This is a genomic window from Saprospira grandis, assembly GCF_027594745.1.
GTDB lineage: Bacteria > Bacteroidota > Bacteroidia > Chitinophagales > Saprospiraceae > Saprospira > Saprospira grandis.
Genome location: NZ_CP110854.1, coordinates 2276161 through 2297373 on the forward strand (window position 1 = coordinate 2276161; position 21213 = coordinate 2297373).

At 46.6% G+C, this 21213-nt stretch carries 16 protein-coding genes and 5 tRNA genes; 20 read left to right on the forward strand and 1 reads right to left on the reverse strand.

The annotated features are described in order from the left end of the window. Window positions 1-403: 403 nt before the first annotated feature. On the reverse strand, window positions 404-1219 hold the full coding sequence (locus OP864_RS09090; protein WP_270097901.1) for a glycogen/starch synthase: 816 nt from the start codon (window positions 1217-1219) through the stop codon (window positions 404-406). A 164-nt stretch (window positions 1220-1383) separates the two neighbouring features. On the opposite strand from OP864_RS09090, the gene panC reads away from it, so the two are divergent. The 20 genes from panC (at window position 1384) to rpoC (ending at window position 21087) form a co-directional block, all read left to right on the forward strand. After that, entirely contained in the window at window positions 1384-2238 is an 855-nt protein-coding gene (gene panC, locus OP864_RS09095) for a pantoate--beta-alanine ligase (protein ID WP_270097902.1), read from the forward strand. Between the two features lie 44 nt (window positions 2239-2282). Next, complete coding sequence (locus tag OP864_RS09100; RefSeq protein ID WP_015692640.1) at window positions 2283-2912, forward strand: inorganic pyrophosphatase; 630 nt, start codon at window positions 2283-2285, stop codon at window positions 2910-2912. A gap of 12 nt (window positions 2913-2924) precedes the next feature. After that, entirely contained in the window at window positions 2925-3317 is a 393-nt protein-coding gene (locus OP864_RS09105; RefSeq protein WP_015692641.1) for a hypothetical protein, read from the forward strand. A gap of 427 nt (window positions 3318-3744) precedes the next feature. Then, window positions 3745-5652, forward strand: coding sequence for an asparagine synthase (glutamine-hydrolyzing) (gene asnB / locus OP864_RS09110; protein WP_270097903.1), 1908 nt, complete (start codon window positions 3745-3747; stop codon window positions 5650-5652). A 12-nt stretch (window positions 5653-5664) separates the two neighbouring features. Then, on the forward strand, window positions 5665-6468 hold the full coding sequence (gene kdsA, locus OP864_RS09115) for a 3-deoxy-8-phosphooctulonate synthase (protein WP_270097904.1): 804 nt from the start codon (window positions 5665-5667) through the stop codon (window positions 6466-6468). A gap of 524 nt (window positions 6469-6992) precedes the next feature. Then, window positions 6993-7295 (forward strand): ribosome hibernation-promoting factor, HPF/YfiA family, encoded by a 303-nt coding sequence (gene hpf / locus OP864_RS09120; protein ID WP_015692646.1) that lies wholly within the window; start codon window positions 6993-6995, stop codon window positions 7293-7295. A gap of 166 nt (window positions 7296-7461) precedes the next feature. Then, window positions 7462-7538: transfer RNA gene (locus OP864_RS09125), tRNA-Thr, on the forward strand. A 19-nt stretch (window positions 7539-7557) separates the two neighbouring features. Beyond that, a tRNA-Tyr gene (locus tag OP864_RS09130) sits at window positions 7558-7640 on the forward strand. A gap of 27 nt (window positions 7641-7667) precedes the next feature. Beyond that, window positions 7668-7740, forward strand: a tRNA-Gly gene (locus OP864_RS09135). A 48-nt stretch (window positions 7741-7788) separates the two neighbouring features. Continuing rightward, window positions 7789-7863, forward strand: a tRNA-Thr gene (locus tag OP864_RS09140). A 99-nt stretch (window positions 7864-7962) separates the two neighbouring features. Beyond that, complete coding sequence (tuf, locus tag OP864_RS09145) at window positions 7963-9150, forward strand: elongation factor Tu (RefSeq protein ID WP_015692647.1); 1188 nt, start codon at window positions 7963-7965, stop codon at window positions 9148-9150. A gap of 58 nt (window positions 9151-9208) precedes the next feature. Further along, window positions 9209-9281 (forward strand) — tRNA-Trp (locus tag OP864_RS09150). A gap of 24 nt (window positions 9282-9305) precedes the next feature. Next, window positions 9306-9500: a preprotein translocase subunit SecE gene (secE, locus tag OP864_RS09155; protein WP_015692648.1), complete on the forward strand. Its 195-nt coding sequence runs from the start codon at window positions 9306-9308 to the stop codon at window positions 9498-9500. A 57-nt stretch (window positions 9501-9557) separates the two neighbouring features. Then, the gene (gene nusG / locus OP864_RS09160) at window positions 9558-10100 is read left to right on the forward strand and encodes a transcription termination/antitermination protein NusG (protein WP_015692649.1); all 543 of its coding nucleotides are present in this window, start codon (window positions 9558-9560) and stop codon (window positions 10098-10100) included. A 2-nt stretch (window positions 10101-10102) separates the two neighbouring features. Then, on the forward strand, window positions 10103-10561 hold the full coding sequence (gene rplK / locus OP864_RS09165) for a 50S ribosomal protein L11 (protein ID WP_015692650.1): 459 nt from the start codon (window positions 10103-10105) through the stop codon (window positions 10559-10561). 73 nt (window positions 10562-10634) lie between these two features. After that, entirely contained in the window at window positions 10635-11327 is a 693-nt protein-coding gene (rplA, locus tag OP864_RS09170) for a 50S ribosomal protein L1 (protein WP_270097905.1), read from the forward strand. 42 nt (window positions 11328-11369) lie between these two features. Beyond that, window positions 11370-11906, forward strand: coding sequence for a 50S ribosomal protein L10 (rplJ, locus tag OP864_RS09175; protein WP_270097906.1), 537 nt, complete (start codon window positions 11370-11372; stop codon window positions 11904-11906). A gap of 73 nt (window positions 11907-11979) precedes the next feature. Beyond that, window positions 11980-12354 carry a 50S ribosomal protein L7/L12 gene (rplL, locus tag OP864_RS09180; RefSeq protein WP_015692653.1) on the forward strand — a complete coding sequence of 125 codons (375 nt, stop codon included), beginning with the start codon at window positions 11980-11982 and terminating at the stop codon, window positions 12352-12354. Between the two features lie 165 nt (window positions 12355-12519). Then, window positions 12520-16341 carry a DNA-directed RNA polymerase subunit beta gene (gene rpoB / locus OP864_RS09185; RefSeq protein WP_270097907.1) on the forward strand — a complete coding sequence of 1274 codons (3822 nt, stop codon included), beginning with the start codon at window positions 12520-12522 and terminating at the stop codon, window positions 16339-16341. Between the two features lie 483 nt (window positions 16342-16824). After that, complete coding sequence (gene rpoC, locus OP864_RS09190) at window positions 16825-21087, forward strand: DNA-directed RNA polymerase subunit beta' (RefSeq protein WP_270097908.1); 4263 nt, start codon at window positions 16825-16827, stop codon at window positions 21085-21087. The last annotated feature ends 126 nt before the right edge of the window (window positions 21088-21213 follow it).

Genomic DNA, 21213 nt, shown 5'->3' on the forward strand with positions numbered 1-21213 from the left:
TCGGGCGGTGATTCAATGCTAGAGAGGCCAAGGCCGCTAAGCGGTCACAAAGGTACAAAATAGTATTTAGCTTTCTCTAGCTTTTATATAACTGAGCGGCTTATTGAGATCAATAGCTTGATTTTTAGGGGCTTTCCCTCCCTGCGGTCGGGCCGGGCTGTGTCGCAGCTCGCAGGTCTGCTCGGCCCTTCGGCGCAAAGCGCCTCGGTCTGGCCCTGCGGGCCACTGCTATCCATCCCTAAGCCTGCGGCGGCTTCGCCGCCTGTAGGCCGCCAAAAGGGGAGCTCTCCCTTAGCAACGCCCCTTAGGCCAAAAGTGTGGGGCCAAAAACAAAAAAAGCGCTCATCAATAAATTGATAAGCGCTTTTTATTGCTCCAAATAAATTAGAGTCTTGGCAAACGACTAGGCGTTTTCTTCTACAGGATTAAGCAATTCCTGGAAAAAATCCCATTGCTTGCCCCATGCCTCTGCATCTTTTTCTACCCCACAGCAAAAGCTCGATTTATCACTCTTTTGCATCATCTCCTCCGGCGCCGTAAAGGCATCGGCATAGGCAATCGCCCCAGCATTGAGGTCCAATTGGCCCTCAGGCATATAAGCAGCCTGCTCTTCTTCACTCAATTGGTTTTCAGTAGCTACCTGAGCAAACTGCTCAGCCAAAGCCGTCTGTACTTTCTCCTCTACAGGATAAGCAGAGTAAACCAACTGGCTATCTTGAAAAATAGGCTCGTTCTTATAATGATTCTTGAGGTAAGCAGGCAATAAACTGCTCATCCAGCCATGGCAATGAATTAGGTCAGGCGCCCAACCAAATTTCTTAACCGTTTCAATTACCCCCTTGCAAAAGAAGGTCATGCGGCTCATGTTATCCTCAAAAGGCTGCTCGTCCTTGTCCAAGAACAATTGCTTGCGCTTGAAAAAGTCGTCATTGTCCAAAAAATATACCTGCATACGTGTACCAGGCAAAGAGGCAACTTTAATAAGTAGAGGGTAGTCTTCATCACTGACGTTAATGTTCATACCAGAGAGACGGACCACCTCATGCAAACGGTGGCGACGCTCGTTGATCAATCCATATCGAGGCATCAAAATGCGCAATTCCGCACCCTGCTCCTGAATGTATTGAGTGTACTGACGAGCAATCTCCGCAATCTCCGACGCAGTTGTGTAGGGCTTGAACGCCTGGCTCACAACCAAGATTCTTTTTTTATCAGCCATAGACCTTATATGTATATAGTTAAAAGAAAATTTTCTTTGAAATCGAACTTCAAAGCGTTTGCAAAATTACAAAAAAAAACCGACTTTTCCGAATTTATTGGCAGATTCCTATCGGTCAAGCGCTTTGTACATAGGAGTTTGTAGGTTTTTTAAGCAAGAAAATTATGCTGGTTTGTAAAAGTCGATCTGCCTTGCAAGCAGCTCTAAACAATTGGAAGGCCGCCAACAAAAGCTGGGGCTTTGTGCCCACTATGGGCGCCCTGCATCAGGGCCACCTTAGCCTCCTCCAACAGGCCAAAGAAGAACAGGGCCTAGCCCTCTGCTCTATCTTTGTTAATCCCACCCAATTTAATGACCCCAAAGACCTAGACGCCTATCCCCGCCCCATAGAAAAAGATATTGCCGCCCTAGAAGCCATAGGTTGCGACCTGCTTTTTTTACCCCCCGTAAAAGAGGTCTATCCCAGCAATTGGAGCGCCCCAGTGGTGCCCCTAGATGGCCTAGACCTTCCTATGGAAGGGGCCCATCGCCCCGGCCACTTCAAAGGGGTGGTAGAGGTGGTCTACCGCCTCCTAGAACTCTGCCAACCCAAAGCCCTTTATATGGGCCAAAAGGATTTTCAACAGTATGCTATCGTGGGCAAGATGATTAGAGAATTAGAGCTGCCCGTAGAGCTGCACTGCGCTCCAATCGTCCGCGAAAAAGATGGCCTGGCTATGAGCTCCCGAAATGTGCGCCTCAGCCCTCAAGGCCGTGCCCTGGCCCCCGCTCTCTACCAATCGCTACAAGCTATGCAATCCGCTAGCGAAAAGGAAACTCAGGCCAAAAACCTAGTCGAACAAGCCCAAAAAAGCTTGCAAGCAGCAGGCATCCAAGAAATTGACTACTTCGAAATTGTAGATGGCTATAATTTGCAGCCGCTAAAGTCCCTAGAAAATACTAACTTTGCGGTCGCCTGCGCTACGGTCCGTATCGATGGTGTGCGCTTGCTCGATAACCAGATTCTAAAGAAAATTTAATGTGTGGCCCCGCCACAAAGCAATTATTATAACTTATAGAGAAAATGAAATACAAAGCCCACCCATGGCACGGCATCTCTGCCGGTAAGAAAGCTCCCGAATTGGTGACCTGCTTTATCGAGGTAGTACCCGGAGACGAAATGAAGTATGAAGTAGATAAGGAAAGCGGCTATCTCATGATCGACCGCCCCAATAAGTTTTCTAATATTCTGCCCGCCCTATACGGCTTTATTCCTCAAACTTATTCTGCCGAGGCTTGCGCCAATTATTGCATGAAGCAATCTGGCCTAAGCAATATTGAAGGCGATGGCGATCCTATCGATATTGTGGTTCTCACCGACCGCAAAGTCCCGCATGGCGACCTCCTCTTAGAAGCGATTCCCGTTGGCGGTTTCCGCATGATCGATGGCGGCGAAGCCGATGACAAAATTGTTGCGGTCCTGAAAGGCGACTCTACTTATGGCGATATTCAGGAAATGAGCGATCTACCCGAAAAACTTATCAAACGCATCAAACATTATTTCCTTACCTATAAGGAGCATCCCGATACCCTCGGCAAACAAGCCCCTAAGGTGGAAATTACTCAGGAATATGGCCAAGAAGAAGCTTTCGAGGTGATTACCGCCGGCCAAAAAGATTATCTCACGCATTATGGCCAAAAAGAAATGGCCTAAAATTAATCGATTATGCAAGATTTTTTTGTTCCAAATGATATCCTTCGCGTTTTTAGAGGCCTTTACCCTAATGTAGACCTCTGCCAAGTAGAATGGAGCTGGGAAGTGCCCGGCAAAATCTATGAAGCCGATTTTGAACTGAATGGCCATGAGTATGAGGTGGAAATTACCGTTACGGGCCACCACCTTCTTACCGAAATTGAAGGTCCAGAAGCACCAAAATCAGTACGTGATGTGCTAGCAGAACTTTATCCCGACCATAGCGTAGATGCCTGCACTTGGGTGCACTATAGCAATGGCGACCTCAGCTTCGAGTTTGAACTCACTTCTGCCAAAGATGGCCGAGAGTTTGAAGTTCATCTCCGTGAAGATGGTCAGTTCCTTCTAGAAGGCATCGACCTCTAGATTTTTTAGCCTCTTTTTAAGATGAATTTGGGGCCTGCGGCCAAGCCAGGCAATGCCTGGCTTGGCCGCCGCTATGCTGCGCCGCTCGCTCTCTGCTCGGCCCTGCAGCCGCCTTCGGCGGCTTGGGTCTGGCCCTGCGGGCCACGGCTGCGCAGCGCTAGGCCAACAGCCGCCCGGCCTTTTCCTTTGCTAAAAGCAGCTGTTTTACGCCAAATTTTAGCATGTTTTGGACCAATTTTAGGTCAGACAGGCGGCGAAGCCGCCGCAGGCTTAGGGATGGATAGGGGGGCGGCGAAGCCGCAGACCCAAGTTTTTTGAGCAAAGCGAAAAAAACTGCAGGGCCGAGCGAATAGCGAGCCCCGACACAGCCCGACCCGAAGGCCCAAAGGGCCGAAGGGGAAGCCCCAAAAAATAGCCCCTTATATATATGTGTAGACTTAGCGGATTTTGGGATTTTTCTAGCCCTACTTATGACCCTCAGGCGGTTTTGCAAAAAATGCGAGATAGTCTGCAGCATGGTGGACCCGATTATGGCGGCGCTTTTTTAGATGCGGAAACGGGCCTGGCCCTAGGCCATCGCCGCTTGTCCATTATTGATTTGAGCCCCGCCGGCAACCAACCGCTTTATTATAAAGAGAAGGCCCTGATTTTTAATGGGGAAATTTATAATTATCAGGAGATCCGCAAGGAGCTGGAGCTGTTGGGCCGTGCTTTTCAAACAGAATCGGATACGGAGGTGCTTTTTCAGGCCCTAGAAGAATGGGGAGAGGCTGCCGTCAATCGCTTTCATGGTATGTTTGCTTTTGCGGTTTGGGATAAGGCCAATAAGGAGCTATTAATTTGTCGGGATCGTTTGGGGGTAAAGCCGCTCTACTATTATTATCAGGATGGGCTCTTTTTGTTTGCCTCGGAGCTCAAGGCCTTTCATCAGCATCCTCGTTTTCGCAAAGAAATTTCGCCTCAGGCGGTTTCGCTCTATTTGCAGCAGGGCTATATTCCTGCGCCCTATTGCATTTTTAAGGGCTGCCAAAAGCTAAAAGGAGGACATTTTCTCAAACTCAACCAAAAGGGCGAGCTGCAAACTTATCCCTATTGGTCTTTGGCGGAGCGCTATGCGGCCGCAGAAATTCCAGCTGCTTCAGAAGCGGAACTCAAATCGGCTTTGGAGAAAGAGTTGCGGCAATCTTTTGCCTTGCGGATGGTGGCAGATGTGCCCGTGGGCGTATTTTTGTCGGGGGGAGTAGATTCTTCCATTGTGGCGGCTTTGCTGCAAGATCAATCGGCCCAACAGCTGCGCACTTTTACCATTGGGTTTAAGGATAAAGAATATAATGAGGCCAATCAGGCCAAGGCCGTGGCGGAGCATATTGGCAGCCAGCATGAAGAGCTCTATTGTGGACCAGAAGATTTTGAGCAGCTGATTCCCAATTGGGCCGAACTATATGACGAGCCTTTTGGCGATAGCTCTGGCATTCCCACTTATTTGGTGGCTCAAATGGCCAAACAATCGGTCAAAGTGAGCCTTTCGGCCGATGGAGGTGATGAACTTTTTGGCGGCTACACTAAATATGAGGTCTGTCAACGTTTTTATCCGAAAATAAAGAAATTGGGGCCCCTTCGCCCCTTGGCGGCTGCATTAATGGGCCAAATTAATCCCTTTTGGTTAGAGCGGAATGCCAGTAAATTGCCCATTCTCAAAGGCTATAAAAACATTAGCAACAAATGGCCGAAGTTGGTGGCTGCTTTGGGCGCCAAGGATCAGGAGGCTTTTTTCCATCAGTCTTCTTCTTATATTTCGCCCGAAAAGCATCAGGCTTTATTTGGATCGCCCACGCCTCGCTATCAAGGCGAGCTCAAGCCTCAAGCGGGTCGCTATATTGGCTATTTGGGCAGTTTAGATTTGCTTACTTATCTAGAAGGCGATATTATGGTTAAGGTGGATCGGGCCACGATGGCCGTCGCTTTGGAGGGCCGAGAGCCCTTATTGGACCATCAACTGCTCGATTTTGCGCTTTCTTTGCCCGATGAGCTCAAAATTCGCTCGGGCCAAGGCAAATATTTGTTGCGGCAGCTGCTGTATGATTATGTCCCCAAAGACTTAATTGAACGCCCCAAGCAGGGATTTTCAATCCCCATTGAGCAATGGCTGCGTGGTTTGCTCCGCCCCGATCTCGAAGCCTTAGCCCAAGATAAAGCCTTTGCCGATTGCTTTGGGCTGCAACAAACGGTCTTAGAAAATATGTTGCGGCAGTTTTTAGACAGCAAAGCTTATATCAACCCTCATTTCATTTGGTTCTTGTATGTGCTTCGGCAGTGGTACAAGCGCTGGTTCTAAATTATTATTACAATGATTGATTATCATAAAATTAGCGAGCGCTTGCTCTTGATTGCAGGCCCTTGCGTGATCGAATCTAAAGAATTATTGCAGGAAGTGGCCCAAGAGTTGGTTCGCTTGCAAGAGAAATATCCGGTGCAAATTGTCTTTAAGGCTTCTTTTGATAAGGCCAACCGCAGCTCTATCGGCTCTTTTCGGGGCCCAGGTCTAGAAAAAGGCTTGCAAATGCTGGCCGAAATCAAAGAAGAGTTTGGCTTGCCCATTTTGAGCGATATTCATTTGCCTAGCCAGGCGGCTCCCGCTGCTGAGGTGCTCGACATTTTGCAGATTCCCGCTTTTCTTTGCCGCCAAACCGATTTGTTGGTGGCCGCTGCCAAAACCAATAAAATTGTCAATGTCAAAAAGGCCCAATTTCTTTCTGGCCCCGATATGAAACATGTACTCGGCAAACTAGAGGCGGCTGGCAACAAACAGTTGTTGCTAACGGAGCGAGGAACCTCTTTTGGCTATAATAATTTGGTGGTCGATTATACGGGCATTTTAGAAATGCAAGAGTTGGGCTATCCTGTGGTCATGGATGCCACCCATTCGGTCCAAAAACCCGGCGCAGCCAATGGCAAAAGTGGCGGAAATGGCGCTTATGCACCTTATATGGCCAAGGCGGCTGCCGCTATTGGGGTTGGCGCTTTTTTCATCGAAACCCATCCCAATCCTAGCCAAGCCCTCTCTGATGGGCCCAATATGGTCCCGCTGGCCGAGCTAGAAACCCTTTTGCAGCAACTTTTGGCTTTGCATCAGTTGGTACAGACGTTCTAATATATATAATGGGGTAGGAGAGGGGCAAATGCTCCTCTTTTTTACTTTGGGGCCTCCGCCTCGCTACGCTCGTCGGCGGTTACTCCCGTTGGTCGTCGAACTGCGGCCTAAAGGCCTTGTTGTCGTTCCGCAGCTCGCTGCTGTTTTGGGGTCTCCGCCTCGCTACGCTCGTCGGCGCTACGTTCCGCAGCTCGCAGGTCTGCTCGGCCCTGCGGCCTGACGGCCTTGGTCTGCCGCTGCGCGGCACTGCTGCACATCGCTAGGCCTACGGGGGCCTTGCCCCCTGCAAAACGCAAAGAAAGCCAGTAGCCGCAGCTAAAATTACAATGGCTTGATAATAAGCGACTAAAGCGATTAAGTAAACTAAAGGGAAATTTATTGTTAAAATAAAGAGAGTAAAATTTGGAAAATCCTGATTGAATTTGCAACTTTCAATAGCCGAAAGGCCGTAAAAGGAAGCAAAAGAAGTTGGTTTCACAAGGGAGCTAGCTTTTTCATTATAAACTTTGAAAATAGAAACGCCTATGGATATCAGAACGCAATCAATTCACTTTGATGCAGACGTCAAGTTGTTAGACTTTATTGACAAGAAGGTAGGCAAGTTGAGTACGTTTTTGGACCGTATTGTTAGTGCAGATGTAATCATGAAGCTCGAGAAAACGGGGCAAATCCAGGATAAAGTTGTAGAGATTAAATTAAATGTCCCTGGAAATGTACTTTTAGCTAAAGAAACTTGCAAAAGTTTTGAAGAAGCTGTAGATTTGTGCGCCGAATCGCTAAGGCGTCAGTTATTGAAGTATAAAGGCAAGGTTTTGGACCGCCACTAAAAAAACTTGACTTTTTTTTATAAAAAGTTTTGAATTACAAAAATAGCTGCTATATTTGCATGCGCTTCTGAGGAAGTGCTGCTTTAAAAAAGCGACAAGAAAAAAAGTTTCTTGATAAATTTTGATACTTAAGTTTTTTTAACTTATATTTGCATCTCGAAAAGAAGCCGGCATAGCTCAGTTGGCCAGAGCACGTGATTTGTAATCTCGGGGTCGTGGGTTCGAATCCCTCTGCCGGCTCCACTTTCTTTTCAAGATGTTTGGGGATGCGCCGAAGTTGGAGAGTCGGGGCAGACTGTAAATCTGTTGCTTATAGCTGAGGGGGTTCGAGTCCCTCCATCCCCACAGATTTTAATGATTACACAGTATCAAGCGGGAGTAGCTCAGTTGGTAGAGCATTAGCCTTCCAAGCTAACGGTCGCGGGTTCGAGTCTCGTCTCCCGCTCTACAGACGAAAAGGGAGTTAGTTCCCTTTTTGTCTTTTTTATGACAAGCCAACGTAGCTCAGGGGTAGAGCACTTCCTTGGTAAGGAAGAGGTCGTGAGTTCAAATCTCATCGTTGGCTCCAGTCTTGTGTAAGTAACGCGGTTAGTTGCAATTAGTTTAGCATAGCCGAGTTTACGAGTAAGTTATATATTTATAAAATCATTTAACACCTATTTAAACAATGGCTAAGGATACGTTTCAGCGCACCAAGCCCCACGTGAATATTGGTACTATCGGGCACGTGGATCACGGTAAAACTACTCTTACTGCTGCAATTACCACTGTTTTGTCTGACAAAGGTACTGCAGAAAAGAAAGACTACTCTTCTATTGACTCAGCTCCTGAGGAAAAAGAGCGTGGTATTACTATTAACACTGCTCACGTAGAGTATGAAACAGACAACCGTCACTACGCTCACGTAGACTGTCCCGGTCACGCCGACTATGTGAAAAACATGGTTACTGGTGCTGCCCAGATGGACGGTGCTATTCTAGTAGTAGCTGCTACTGATGGTCCTATGCCTCAAACTCGCGAGCACATCTTGTTGGCTCGTCAGGTAGGTGTACCTCAGATTGTAGTTTTCATGAACAAGGTTGACCTTGTTGACGATGAAGAAATGCTAGAATTGGTAGAGATGGAAGTTCGCGAATTGTTGAGCTCTTATGAGTTTGATGGCGACAACATTTCTGTTATTCAAGGTTCTGCTTTGAAAGCTCTAGAAGGTGATGCTGAAGGCGTTGCTGCTATCGAATCTTTGATGGCTGCTGTTGATGCTGAGATTCCTGAGCCCGAGCGTGCTGTAGATAAGCCTTTCTTGATGCCTATCGAGGATGTATTCTCTATCACAGGTCGCGGTACTGTTGCTACTGGTCGTATTGAGCGCGGTGTAGTAAACGTTGGTGAAGCTGTAGAGATCATCGGTCTACAAGAAGAGAAATTGACTTCTACTGTAACTGGAGTAGAGATGTTCCGTAAAATTCTAGATCGTGGTGAAGCTGGTGACAACGCTGGTATCCTTCTCCGTGGTGTAGATAAGAAAGCGCTTAAGCGTGGTATGGTTATCTGTAAGCCTGGTTCTGTAACTCCTCACACTAAGTTCAAGTGCGAAGTATACGTACTATCTAAGGACGAAGGTGGACGTCACAAGCCTTTCTTCAATGGATACCGCCCTCAGTTCTACTTCCGTACCACTGATGTTACTGGATCTATCTCTCTTCCCGAGAACGTAGAAATGGTAATGCCTGGTGATAACTTGACACTAACTGTTGAGTTGATTGCCCCCATCGCTATGGAAAAAGGTCTTCGTTTCGCTATCCGCGAAGGTGGACGTACCGTAGGAGCTGGTCAGGTAACTGAAATCATCGAGTAAGAAATTCTTACTTTGAATATACAGAGTTGGGTGCTTTCTTAGCACCCAACTTTTATACACGGGTGTGGCTCAATTGGTAGAGCAGCGGTCTCCAAAACCGCAGGTTGGGGGTTCGAGTCCCTCCGCCCGTGCAAAATCCTTAAACAGGAGGCAAAATGAATGATATCGTACAATATTTCCGCGACAGTTACAATGAGCTGAAGCATAAGGTGACTTGGCCCGCATGGAACGAGTTAGAGCAAACCACTGTGGTAGTAATTGTTGCCTCCATTCTTTTGGCATTGCTATTATATGGTATGGACAAACTTGTAGTTTTTGTTCTGGAAGTCTTCTATAGCCTCGGTGGCTAAGCTTAGATTTCTCCTTAGGAAACGCTACGACTACAAATCAAGAGAATTAAAGCTGTCATGTCTACAAATTGGTATTGCCTTAGAGTAATTTCAAATAAAGAACGAAAAATCAAAGAGCGCCTAGATGCGCATATTGAACGTTCTAACTGGAGGGAGATCGTTCCCCACATCATTGTTCCCACTGAAAAAATTTATAAGATCCGCAACGGAAAAAAGGTAATCCAAGAGCGTACGCTTACGCCAGGTTACATTATGGTAGAAGCGGATCCACATCGTTTTACTATTGAAATCATCCAAGCTATTGCTAATAGCAAGGATGTTATTCATTTTTTGGGCCGCGATAATCCAGAGCCCATGAAAGAGCATGAAGTAAAACGAATGCTTTCTCAGGTTGACTCTTCAGAGGAAGAAGGCGAATCACTAGCCGATCCATTTATTGTTGGAGAGGATGTCAAGGTGATTGAAGGCCCCTTCCAAAACTTTATCGGAACTATCCAAGAGGTAAATGAAGAGAAGAAAAAGCTAAAGCTAATTATCAAAGTCTTTGGCCGAGGAACAGAAGTCGAATTGAATTTTATGCAAGTTGAAAAACAATCTTAATAATGGCGAAAGAAGTCGAAACCCTCATTAAATTGCAGGTGAAAGGCGGACAAGCCAACCCAGCTCCTCCCGTAGGTCCCGCTCTAGGTGCCAAAGGGGTGAACATCATGGAATTCTGCAAACGTTTTAATGCAGAAACCCAAGATAAAATGGGCCAAGTTTGTCCTGTGATTATCACAGTCTTCAAAGACAAGTCCTTTACATTTGTAATTAAAACAGCCCCTGCTGCTGTTCAGCTAAAAGAGGCCGCTGGCCTTAAGGGTAAGCCCGGTTCTTCACAGCCCAACTTGGTGAAAGTTGGATCTGTAACATGGGACCAAGTCCGCGCAATCGCAGAAGACAAAATGGCTGACCTTAACTGCTTCACAGTAGAATCAGGCATGCGCATGGTCGCAGGTACTGCTCGCTCTATGGGTCTTACAGTAGAAGGCACCGCACCCTGGGAAGAGGCTCAGGCGTAAGCAGTAAACAAAATTATTTAAGTCTCTATTTGAACCTCTAAATAGAGATAACTATTCAAACACAATTTATCAAATGGCTCGATTGAGTAAGAAAAAAGCCGAAGCGCTTAAAAAAGTTGATGCCGAGAAATTGTACACACTAGAGGAAGCAATGACACTTCTCCAAGAAGTGAACTATGCGAAGTTTAATGCTTCTGTAGATTTGCACATCAGACTAGGGGTAGACCCCCGTAAAGCTGATCAGAATCTACGAGGTACCATCTCTCTCCCTAACGGTACAGGTAAAGAAAAGAAGGTTCTTGTTTTCTGTACACCTGATAAAGAACAGGAGGCTAAAGAGGCGGGCGCAGACTACGCTGGTTTACAGGAATACATCACTAAGATCCAAGAAGGTTGGACCGATGTTGATGTAGTAGTGGCAATGCCTAGTGTAATGGCTCAAGTAGGTCGTTTAGGTCGTGTTCTAGGTCCCCGTGGCCTCATGCCTAACCCTAAAACAGGAACTGTAACACCCAATGTTGGTGATGCTGTTCGCGAAATTAAAAAAGGAAAGACCTCCTTCCGGGTAGATAAGTACGGTATCGTTCATACTTCTGTAGGACGCGTACAGTTCCAACCCAATCAACTTGTAGAAAATGCTCAGGAAGTAATCGAAACTCTTTCTCGTATGAAGCCCTCTTCTGCGAAAGGAACTTACTTCAAAAGCATTACTGTGGCCTCTACTATGAGCCCCGGTATCAAAATCGACCCCAAGTCGGCTCGATAATTTAAATTCAACTATTGGTAAGGTCTTTAAAATAGCAATATAATGACACGCGAACAGAAAACTGCGGTGATCGAAGAGCTAGCTAGCCAATTCCAAGATTCTAAGTATTTCTATATCACAGATACTTCAGAGCTAACTGTTGAAAAAACAAATCAGCTCCGTCGTAAGTGCTTCGAAAGCGGCATCCAAATGAAGGTAGTCAAAAATACCCTCATTCGTAAAGCCCTCGAACGTGCCGCCGACGCCAATGAAGAAAACTACACAGAGATCTATTCAGCCCTAAAAGGCTTCTCTGCTGTGATGTTTACTGAGACTGGAAACGTTCCCGCTAAACTCATCAAAGAGTTCCGCAAAGAGAATAATAAGCCGCTACTTAAAGCCGCTTTTATCGACTCTTCAGTATATATCGGAGACGATCAAGTAGAAGCTCTCACTCAGATCAAATCTAAGGAAGAACTTCTTGGCGAGATCATCGGTCTACTCGAATCTCCTATCAAAAATGTTATGGGCGCCCTCCAATCTGGAGGCAATACCATCACAGGACTCCTCAAAGCGCTCGAAGAGCGTGAGTCTGCCTAAAGATTTTGGCTTCCACCAACATCACCCATATATCCAACATTCCTTTTAACAACAATCTCTAAAAGCTAATAAAATGGCTGATCTAAATCAACTAGCAGAACAACTAGTTAACCTAACCGTTAAAGAAGTAAAAGACTTGGCTGACATCCTTAAGGATGAGTATGGTATCGAACCCGCTGCTGCCGCTGTTGCTGTTGCTGGCCCCGCTGCTGGTGGCGACGCTGCTGCTGCTGAGCAAACTGAATTTGACGTAATCCTTAAGTCTGCTGGTGCAGCTAAACTACAAGTAGTTAAGGCTGTTAAAACTCTTCTCGGTGTAGGCCTAAAAGAAGCTAAAGCTATGGTTGACAGCGCTCCCGCTCCTGTCAAAGAAAAAGTTTCTAAAGAAGAAGCTGAGCAAATTAAGGCTGAACTAGAAGGCGCCGGTGCTGAAGTAGAAGTGAAGTAAGTACATACTGCGTTCGCATAATTAGCATGCGCTCGTATCTATATCTAAGGCTTAGTTACAGCTTGCTGTAACTAAGCCTATTCAGCTATTATACTACCTTCTATAAATCTTGCTACTTTGCTCACAATCAGACAATAAGTAGTCGACCTAAATTTAAAAGGCTAAATGGCAAAAAGTACAACTCTTACTCCCAAAAGACCAGAACGCTTTAGTTTCGGTAAAATCCAACACGATAACCACTATCCGGATTTTCTCGAAATTCAAGTTAAGTCTTTTGAGGAGTTTTTTCAGTTAGAGACCACCCTTGAAAGTCGCTTCAACGAGGGACTCTATCAGGTGTTCCAAGAAAATTTTCCAATCACTGATGCCCGCAACATCTTTGTCCTGGAATTCCTTAACTATTTTATCGACCCTCCTCGCTATACTATCGATGAATGTATGGAGAGAGGGCTTACCTATAGCGTCCCACTCAAAGCAAAACTTCGCCTGTCTTGTAATGATGAAGAACATGTCGACTTTGAGCAAACTGTACAAGATGTATTCTTAGGCAATATCCCTTATATGACGCCTAAAGGTACATTCGTAATCAATGGCGCCGAACGTGTAATCGTTTCTCAACTGCACCGCTCTCCCGGTGTATTTTTTGGCCAAAGCCGCCACCCCAACGGTACAAAAATCTACTCTGCCCGTGTTATCCCTTTCAAAGGAGCTTGGATGGAGTTTGCTACCGATATTAACTCGGTGATGTATGCCTACATCGACCGCAAAAAGAAGTTTCCCGTTACTACGCTCCTCCGTGCCATCGGATACCGCGATATCCTTGGCCTATTTGGCCTCGCCGATGAAGTGGAAGCTACGCAGGAAGCCCTTGAACAACACCTAGGCCGTAAACTCGCCGCCCGCGTTCTCCGCTCTTGGGTAGAGGACTTTGTCGATGAGGATACCGGTGAGGTGGTGTCTATCGAACGTAATGAGGTGATCCTCGAACGTGACGTAATCCTTGATGAAGATAATATTCAAGAGGTGATCGATATCGGAGTAGATAAGGTGATCCTCCAAAGAGAAAATGTAGAAGATGATTATAGCATCATCTACAATACCCTCCAAAAGGATACTTCTAACTCTGAAATCGAAGCCGTTCAACATATCTATCGCCAATTGCGTGGATCTGATCCACCCGATGACGAAACCGCTCGCGGTATTATCGATAAACTCTTCTTCTCCGATAAGCGCTATAGCCTCGGTGAAGTTGGCCGATATAAAATTAACCGCAAACTAGATCTCGACGAAAGTAACGATACTTCTGTCCTTACTAAAGAGGATATTATCGCTATCGTTAAGTATCTAGTCAAATTGATTAACCAAAAAGCTGAGATCGATGATATCGACCACCTCAGCAACCGCCGTGTCCGTACCGTTGGCGAACAACTCTATGCCCAGTTTGGCGTAGGCCTAGCCCGTATGGCCCGCACGATCCGCGAAAGAATGAATGTTCGCGATAATGAAGTGTTTACTCCCGTAGACCTCATCAACACAAGAACACTCTCTTCTGTGATCAACTCTTTCTTTGGTACTAGCCAACTTTCTCAGTTCCTCGACCAAACTAACCCGCTCTCAGAAATTACACACAAACGTAGAATTTCTGCTCTCGGTCCAGGTGGTCTCTCTAGAGAAAGAGCAGGCTTTGAGGTTCGTGACGTTCACTATTCTCACTATGGCCGCCTTTGTACTATCGAAACTCCTGAAGGTCCCAATATTGGTCTTATCTCTACACTCTGTGTGCACGCTAAGATTAATAAAATGGGCTTTATCGAAACCCCCTACCGTAGCGTAACTAAAGGAGGTAAGGTCGATCTCAAAAATGATCCCGTCTATCTCTCCGCAGAAGAAGAGGATTTTAAAACGATCGCTCAGGCTAATACCACCCTCAGCAAAAAAGGCGTTTTCGATACCGATCGCGTGAAGTGCCGTAACCATGGCGACTTCCCCGTTCTCGATCCTTCTGACGACGAAATCGAATTCATCGATATCGCTCCTAACCAAATTGTAGGGGTCTCTGCCTCTATGATTCCTTTCCTCTCTCATGATGATGCAAACCGTGCACTCATGGGCTCTAACATGCAGCGCCAAGCTGTACCCCTTCTTCGCCCTTCTGCCCCTACCGTGGGTACCGGCCTAGAAGCTAAAGTAGCCCAAGATTCTCGTATGCTGATCAATGCAGAAGGATCTGGTGTGGTCGAATATGTAGATGCTCGCAAAATCGTTATCCGATACGATAGAACCGATGAGCAACGCCTCACTTCTTTCGATGACGATTTGACAACCTATAACTTGGTGAAGTTCCGCAGAACTAACCAAAGTACTTGTATCAATATCAAACCTATCGTCCGCAAAGGCGAAAAGGTCCATAAAGGCAAAATCCTCTGCGAAGGTTATGCTACCGATAATGGCGAACTCGCCCTCGGTCAAAACCTTAAGGTGGCCTTTATGCCCTGGAAAGGATACAACTTTGAGGATGCAATCGTGCTTTCTCAACGTGTAGTCCGTGAAGATATCTTTACTTCTCTTCATATCGAGGAGTTCGAACTAGATGTCCGCGATACTAAATTAGGTGAAGAAGAGTTTACCAATGATATTCCCAACGTTTCTGAAGAGGCCACTAAAGACTTGGATGAAAACGGTATCGTGCGCACCGGCGCATGGGTCCGCGATGGCGATATTATTATCGGTAAAATTACGCCCAAAGGCGAATCTGACCCCACCCCAGAAGAAAAGTTGCTCCGCGCAATTTTTGGCGACAAGGCCGGAGATGTAAAAGATGCTTCTCTCAAAATGTCTCCCTCTGCTAAAGGGGTGATCATTGGCTCTCGCCTTTTTGTCCGCGCCAAAAAGGATAAGGTCCAAAAGGCTAAAGACAAGCAAATGCTCGATAAATTAGAGCAGGAGCATAGCCAAGAGATTAAAGAGCATACTCAAGTTCTCGTCGAGAAGTTGATGCAGGTCCTCGAAGGCCAAAATTCTGCCGGCGTTCGTAGTATCTATGCCGAATTGCTTATCCCCCAAGGTGCACCCTTTACACAAAGAGCGCTTAAGGATATCGATTATAGCGCCGTAGATTACTCGAACTGGACAGAAGACGATACCGTAAACAAACAGGTCCGCACCCTCTTGCACAATTATACCATTAAGCTCAATAAGAAGATTAGTGTGTATAAGCGTAAGAAGTTTGCGATCAATATCGGTGACGAACTACCCGCCGGTGTCCTCAAATTGGCCAAAGTATATATGGCCAAAAAGCGTAAGCTGAAAGTAGGGGATAAGTTGGCCGGTCGTCACGGTAATAAAGGTATTGTGGCCCGTATCGTTCGCGATGAAGATATGCCTTTCCTCGAAGATGGAACACCCATGGACATCGTCCTTAACCCTCTAGGGGTACCCTCTCGTATGAACCTCGGACAGATCTTTGAAACTGTTCTGGGTTGGGCGGGCGAAAAACTCAATATGACTTTCGCTACTCCCGTATTCGATGAGGCCAAGGTGCACCAAATTGAGGAATACGTACAAAAAGCTGGCTTGCCTAGCTATGGCGAAACTTATCTCTATGACGGAGAAACTGGCGACCGCTTCCACCAAAAAGCAACTGTCGGGGTGATCTACATGTTGAAACTCTCTCACATGGTAGACGATAAGATGCACGCCCGTTCTATCGGTCCTTACTCACTCATTACGCAGCAGCCCCTCGGTGGTAAAGCCCAGTTTGGTGGTCAGCGTTTTGGTGAAATGGAGGTTTGGGCCCTAGAAGCATTCGGCGCCTCGCATATCCTACAAGAAATCTTGACCATCAAATCTGACGATATTATCGGACGCGCCAAAGCTTACGAAACGATCGTTAAAGGCGATAACTTACCTACTCCCGGTATTCCGGAATCATTCAATGTACTGGTACACGAACTTAGAGGTTTGGCCCTAGAAGTCAAGTTTGACTAAGCCTTCCTTTTTGTTCACTCTGCTTTTTATTTGGGGCCTCCTGCCCAACTTGGCCTCTGGCCAAGACGGGCAGGCGCTACGCTCTGCAGCTCGCTGTTCGCTCGGCCCTTCGGCCTGCGGCCTCGGTCTGCCGCTTCGCGGCACTGCTGCGCATCGCTAGGCCAGGGCCAAACAACGGCCCAGCTCGGCTGCGCCTCGCTCGGCCTCCTCATAAAAAGCAGAGCCTTGCTTTTGTCTTCTTTTAATTGCAACTGTTCTCGCCAAGAGCTAGCTAATGGGCCAAACGCCCCTTGGCCTAGCGCTGTGAAGGGGTGGCCGAAGGCCAGACCCAGCCGCCAAAGGCGGCGCAGGGCCGAGCAGACCTGCGAGCCCCGCAACATAGCGCCGCAAGGCGTAGCCGCTGCGGAGGCCCCAAAAGAATATAAAAGCCTATCCTATTAAATGCCTCTTGCTGGCCCCCAGCCAGCCTAAATTTGTCTTCTTATGCCATTTAAGAAAAATAGTACCAACAAAATTAAAAACGACTTCGATAGCATCACGCTCAGTTTGGCCTCTCCAGATTTGATCTTGGAGCGCTCTTACGGGGAAGTCCTCAAGCCAGAAACCATCAACTACCGCTCGTATAAACCCGAGCGCGATGGCCTTTTCTGCGAACGTATCTTTGGCCCAGTCAAGGATTATGAATGTTTTTGTGGAAAATATAAACGCATCCGCTATAAGGGGATCGTTTGTGACCGCTGTGGAGTTGAAGTGACCGAAAAGAAGGTGCGCCGCGAACGCATGGGCCATATCCGCCTAGTGGTTCCTGTGGTACACATCTGGTACTTTAAGTCTTTGCCCAATAAAATTGGTTACCTACTCGGTTTCTCTTCTAAGAAACTAGAGTCTATTATTTACTATGAGCGCTATGTGGTGATCCAGCCCGGTGCCGTAGCCGAAAGAGGAATTACAGGTAGTGAACAAAGAGATCTTCTTACTGAAGAAGAGTATCTAGATATTCTCGAATCACTTCCTCGCGAAAACCAAATGTTGCCCGATGATGATCCCAATAAGTTCATCGCTAAAATGGGTGCAGAAGGGGTTCGCCACCTTCTTTCTCGTGTAGATCTAGAGAAATTGTCTTATGATCTTCGCCATAAAGCCGCCACAGAAAACTCTCAGCAACGTAAATCAGAAGCGCTTAAGCGTCTTCGCGTGGTAGAGGCTTTCCGTGAGGGCCAAAAAAATATTGAAAACAAACCAGAGTGGATGGTCATTGACTATCTGCCTGTTATTCCACCAGAACTCCGCCCCCTAGTTCCCCTAGATGGTGGCCGTTTTGCCTCTTCAGATCTCAATGACCTTTATCGTCGTGTGATCATTCGTAACAACCGCCTAAAGCGTCTACTTGAAATCAAGGCGCCTGAGGTAATTCTCCGCAACGAAAAGCGGATGTTGCAAGAGGCCGTGGATTCACTATTCGATAACTCTCGTAAGTCTAATGCTGTTAAGGCAGAAGGTGGTCGCGCCCTCAAGTCTTTGAGTGATGTACTCAAAGGTAAGCAAGGACGTTTCCGTCAGAACCTTTTGGGTAAGCGTGTTGACTACTCGGGTCGTTCGGTTATTGTAGTAGGACCTACCCTCAAATTGCATGAGTGTGGTTTGCCTAAAAACATGGCCGCCGAGCTCTTCAAGCCTTTTGTCATTCGCAAATTGATTGAGCGAGGTATCGTCAAAACGGTAAAATCAGCTAAGAAACTGGTTGATCGTAAAGATCCTATCATTTGGGATATTTTGGAGAATGTGCTCAAAGGGCATCCTGTTCTCCTCAACCGGGCTCCTACACTTCACCGTTTGTCTATCCAGTCGTTCCAGCCTACCCTTATTGAAGGTAAAGCGATTCAGCTTCACCCCCTCGTTTGTTCGGCATTTAACGCGGATTTTGATGGTGACCAAATGGCGGTACACGTACCTTTGAGCAATCAAGCCATTTTGGAAGCCCAAATTTTGATGCTTTCTGCACACAATATGCTCAACCCTCAGAACGGTACGCCGATTACGCTACCTTCTCAGGATATGGTTTTGGGCCTCTATTATATTACTAAAGAACGTAAGCATATTCCCGAAAACCCCGTAAAAGGGGAGGGCCGCCGGTTCTATTCTCCAGAAGAGGTGATTATTGCTTACAATGAAGGTCGTTTGGACCTACATGCGATCATTAAAGTTCGTGTTCCTGTAGAGGATGAAAACGGTAACTTGGTTATCCGTCTTACAGAAACCACAACAGGTCGTGTTCTCTTTAACCAAGTGCGTCCCAAGAGCTTGCCTTATATGGATGAGCTCCTCTCTAAGAAGAACCTTAAGCGCGTAATTGCAGGTATTTTGAAAAGAACGGATGTGCCTACGGCCGCCAAGTTCTTGGATGATATTAAGGATATGGGATTCTATTGGGCTTATCGTGGTGGTTTGTCTTTTAACCTCCCCGATTTGATCACGCCTACTGTTCGTGCCGAACGCCTACAAGCTGCTCATGAAGTAGTAGATGGCATTTGGGATAACTACAACATGGGATTGATCACCAACAACGAGCGCTATAACCAGATCATTGATGAATGGACCCAGGCGGATAACTACATCACCAACACTTTGATGAAGGAGATGGCAGAACACAAGCAAGGGTTTAACTCAGTATACATGATGCTTGATTCTGGAGCTCGTGGTTCTAAACAACAGATTAAGCAGCTTTGTGGTCTTCGTGGTCTAATGGCCAAGCCTCGTAAATCTGGTGATACTGGAGGAGCGATTATCGAAAACCCCATTCTTTCAAACTTCGTAGCGGGACTATCGGTACTAGAGTACTTTATCTCTACCCACGGTGCCCGTAAAGGTTTGGCGGATACGGCCCTTAAAACAGCGGATGCGGGTTACTTGACTCGTCGTTTGGTTGATGTGGCCCAAGATGTTGTCGTTAATATCTATGACTGTGGAACACTCCGCGGTGTTGAAGTGAGCGCTTTGGTAGAAAACGATAAAATCGTTCAACCACTCTCTGAGCGCATTGAAGGCCGCTTCCCACTTTATGATATTTTCCACCCCGAAACAGAAGAGTTGATCGCTTCGGCTGAAGAGGTAATTACTCCTGAATTGGCTCTGGAAATTGAAGAAGCAGAAGTAGAAACTGTAGAAGTTCGCTCGGTACTCACCTGCGAAGCTCGCCGAGGTTGTTGCGCTATGTGCTACGGTAAAAATACCGCCACAGGCCGCGCTTCTGAGCAAGGAGATGCCGTGGGTATTATTGCCGCCCAGTCTATTGGTGAACCTGGTACTCAGCTCACACTGCGTACCTTCCACGTAGGGGGTGTGGCTTCATATACTGCAGAAGAATCTGAACTCCGCTCTAAATTTGACGGTCGCCTAGAGTTTGACTCTGTAACCACCGTTGAACTTTACGATAAGGAGAAGGATGAAAAACGCGATATCGTAATTTCTCGTACTGGTGAACTTCGTATCATTGACGATAAGACGAACCGCGTACTTTCTACCGCCCACTTGATGTATGGTTCTTCTCTCTTTGTGAAGGATGGCCAAGAAATCAAGAAAGGAGATAAAATCTCTGAATGGGATGCCTATAACGCCTCAATTATTACCGAATTTGACGGTACACTAGAATTTGAAAACATTGAGGAAGGCTTTACTTACCGCATTGAGCGTGACGAACAAACTGGTTTCGAGCAAAAGGTAGTTGTAGAGTCTAAGAATAAAAAACAAGTACCTACTATCAAGGTAGTAGACAACAAAGGCGAGGTGCTTCGTGCTTACTCTATTCCTGTGGGCGCTTACATTAGTGTAAATGACGAGCAGGAAGTGACCAAGGGTACCACCCTAGTGAAGATTCCTCGTACAATGGATAAGATTCAGGATATTACCGGGGGTCTCCCTCGTGTAACAGAGCTTTTCGAGGCTCGTCGTCCTTCTAATCCTGCTGTTGTTGCCGAGATTGATGGTATTGTCAGCTACGGACGAATCAAGCGGGGTAACCGTGAGGTGATTGTAGAGGCCAAGGATGGTCAGAAACGTCGCTACCTCATTGGTCTATCTAAGCATATCCTTGTACAAGAAGGTGACTTTGTTCGTGCAGGTACGCAACTCTCTAACGGAGCTACATCTCCACAAGATATTCTCTCTATTATGGGAACTGGAGCGGTACAACAGTACGTGCTCAATGGTATCCAAGAGGTATATCGTGCGCAGGGTATTACGATTAACGATAAGCATATTGAGGTAATCGTTCGCCAAATGATGCGTAAGGTCCAAATTATGGATGCTGGAGATACTAAGTTCTTGGAAAAAGAGGCGGTCAATAAATTTGACTTCCTCGAAGAGAATGACCGTATCTATGATAAGTTGTTGATTGAAGATGCTGGAGAGTCTAGCAAGTATTTCGCTGGGCAGTTCATTACTGAGCGCCAATTGCGAGAAGAAAACTCGGCCCTGCGTCGTGACGACAAGAAAATCATGTCGGCTCGTCCTTCTATTGCAGCGACTTCTAAGCCTGTATTGCAGGGGATTACTAAATCTTCTTTGGGTACCGACAGCTGGATTTCAGCTGCATCTTTCCAAGAAACCACTAAGGTGTTGAGCACGGCGGCTATTTCGGCTTCTAGCGATAACCTCATGGGCTTGAAAGAGAACGTAATTGTCGGTAAACGCATTCCTGCAGGTACGGGTCTCCGTATTTATGACGATATGATCGTAAAAGAAAAGTAGGCAATATCCTGACTACTTGACGCCATATAAGGGTCCACTTCTTTTAGGAGTGGACCTTTTTTTATGCGCTTGACAGGCGGCGAAGCCGCCGCAAAGGCGCGCAGCGCCTCGGCTGAGGGATGGATA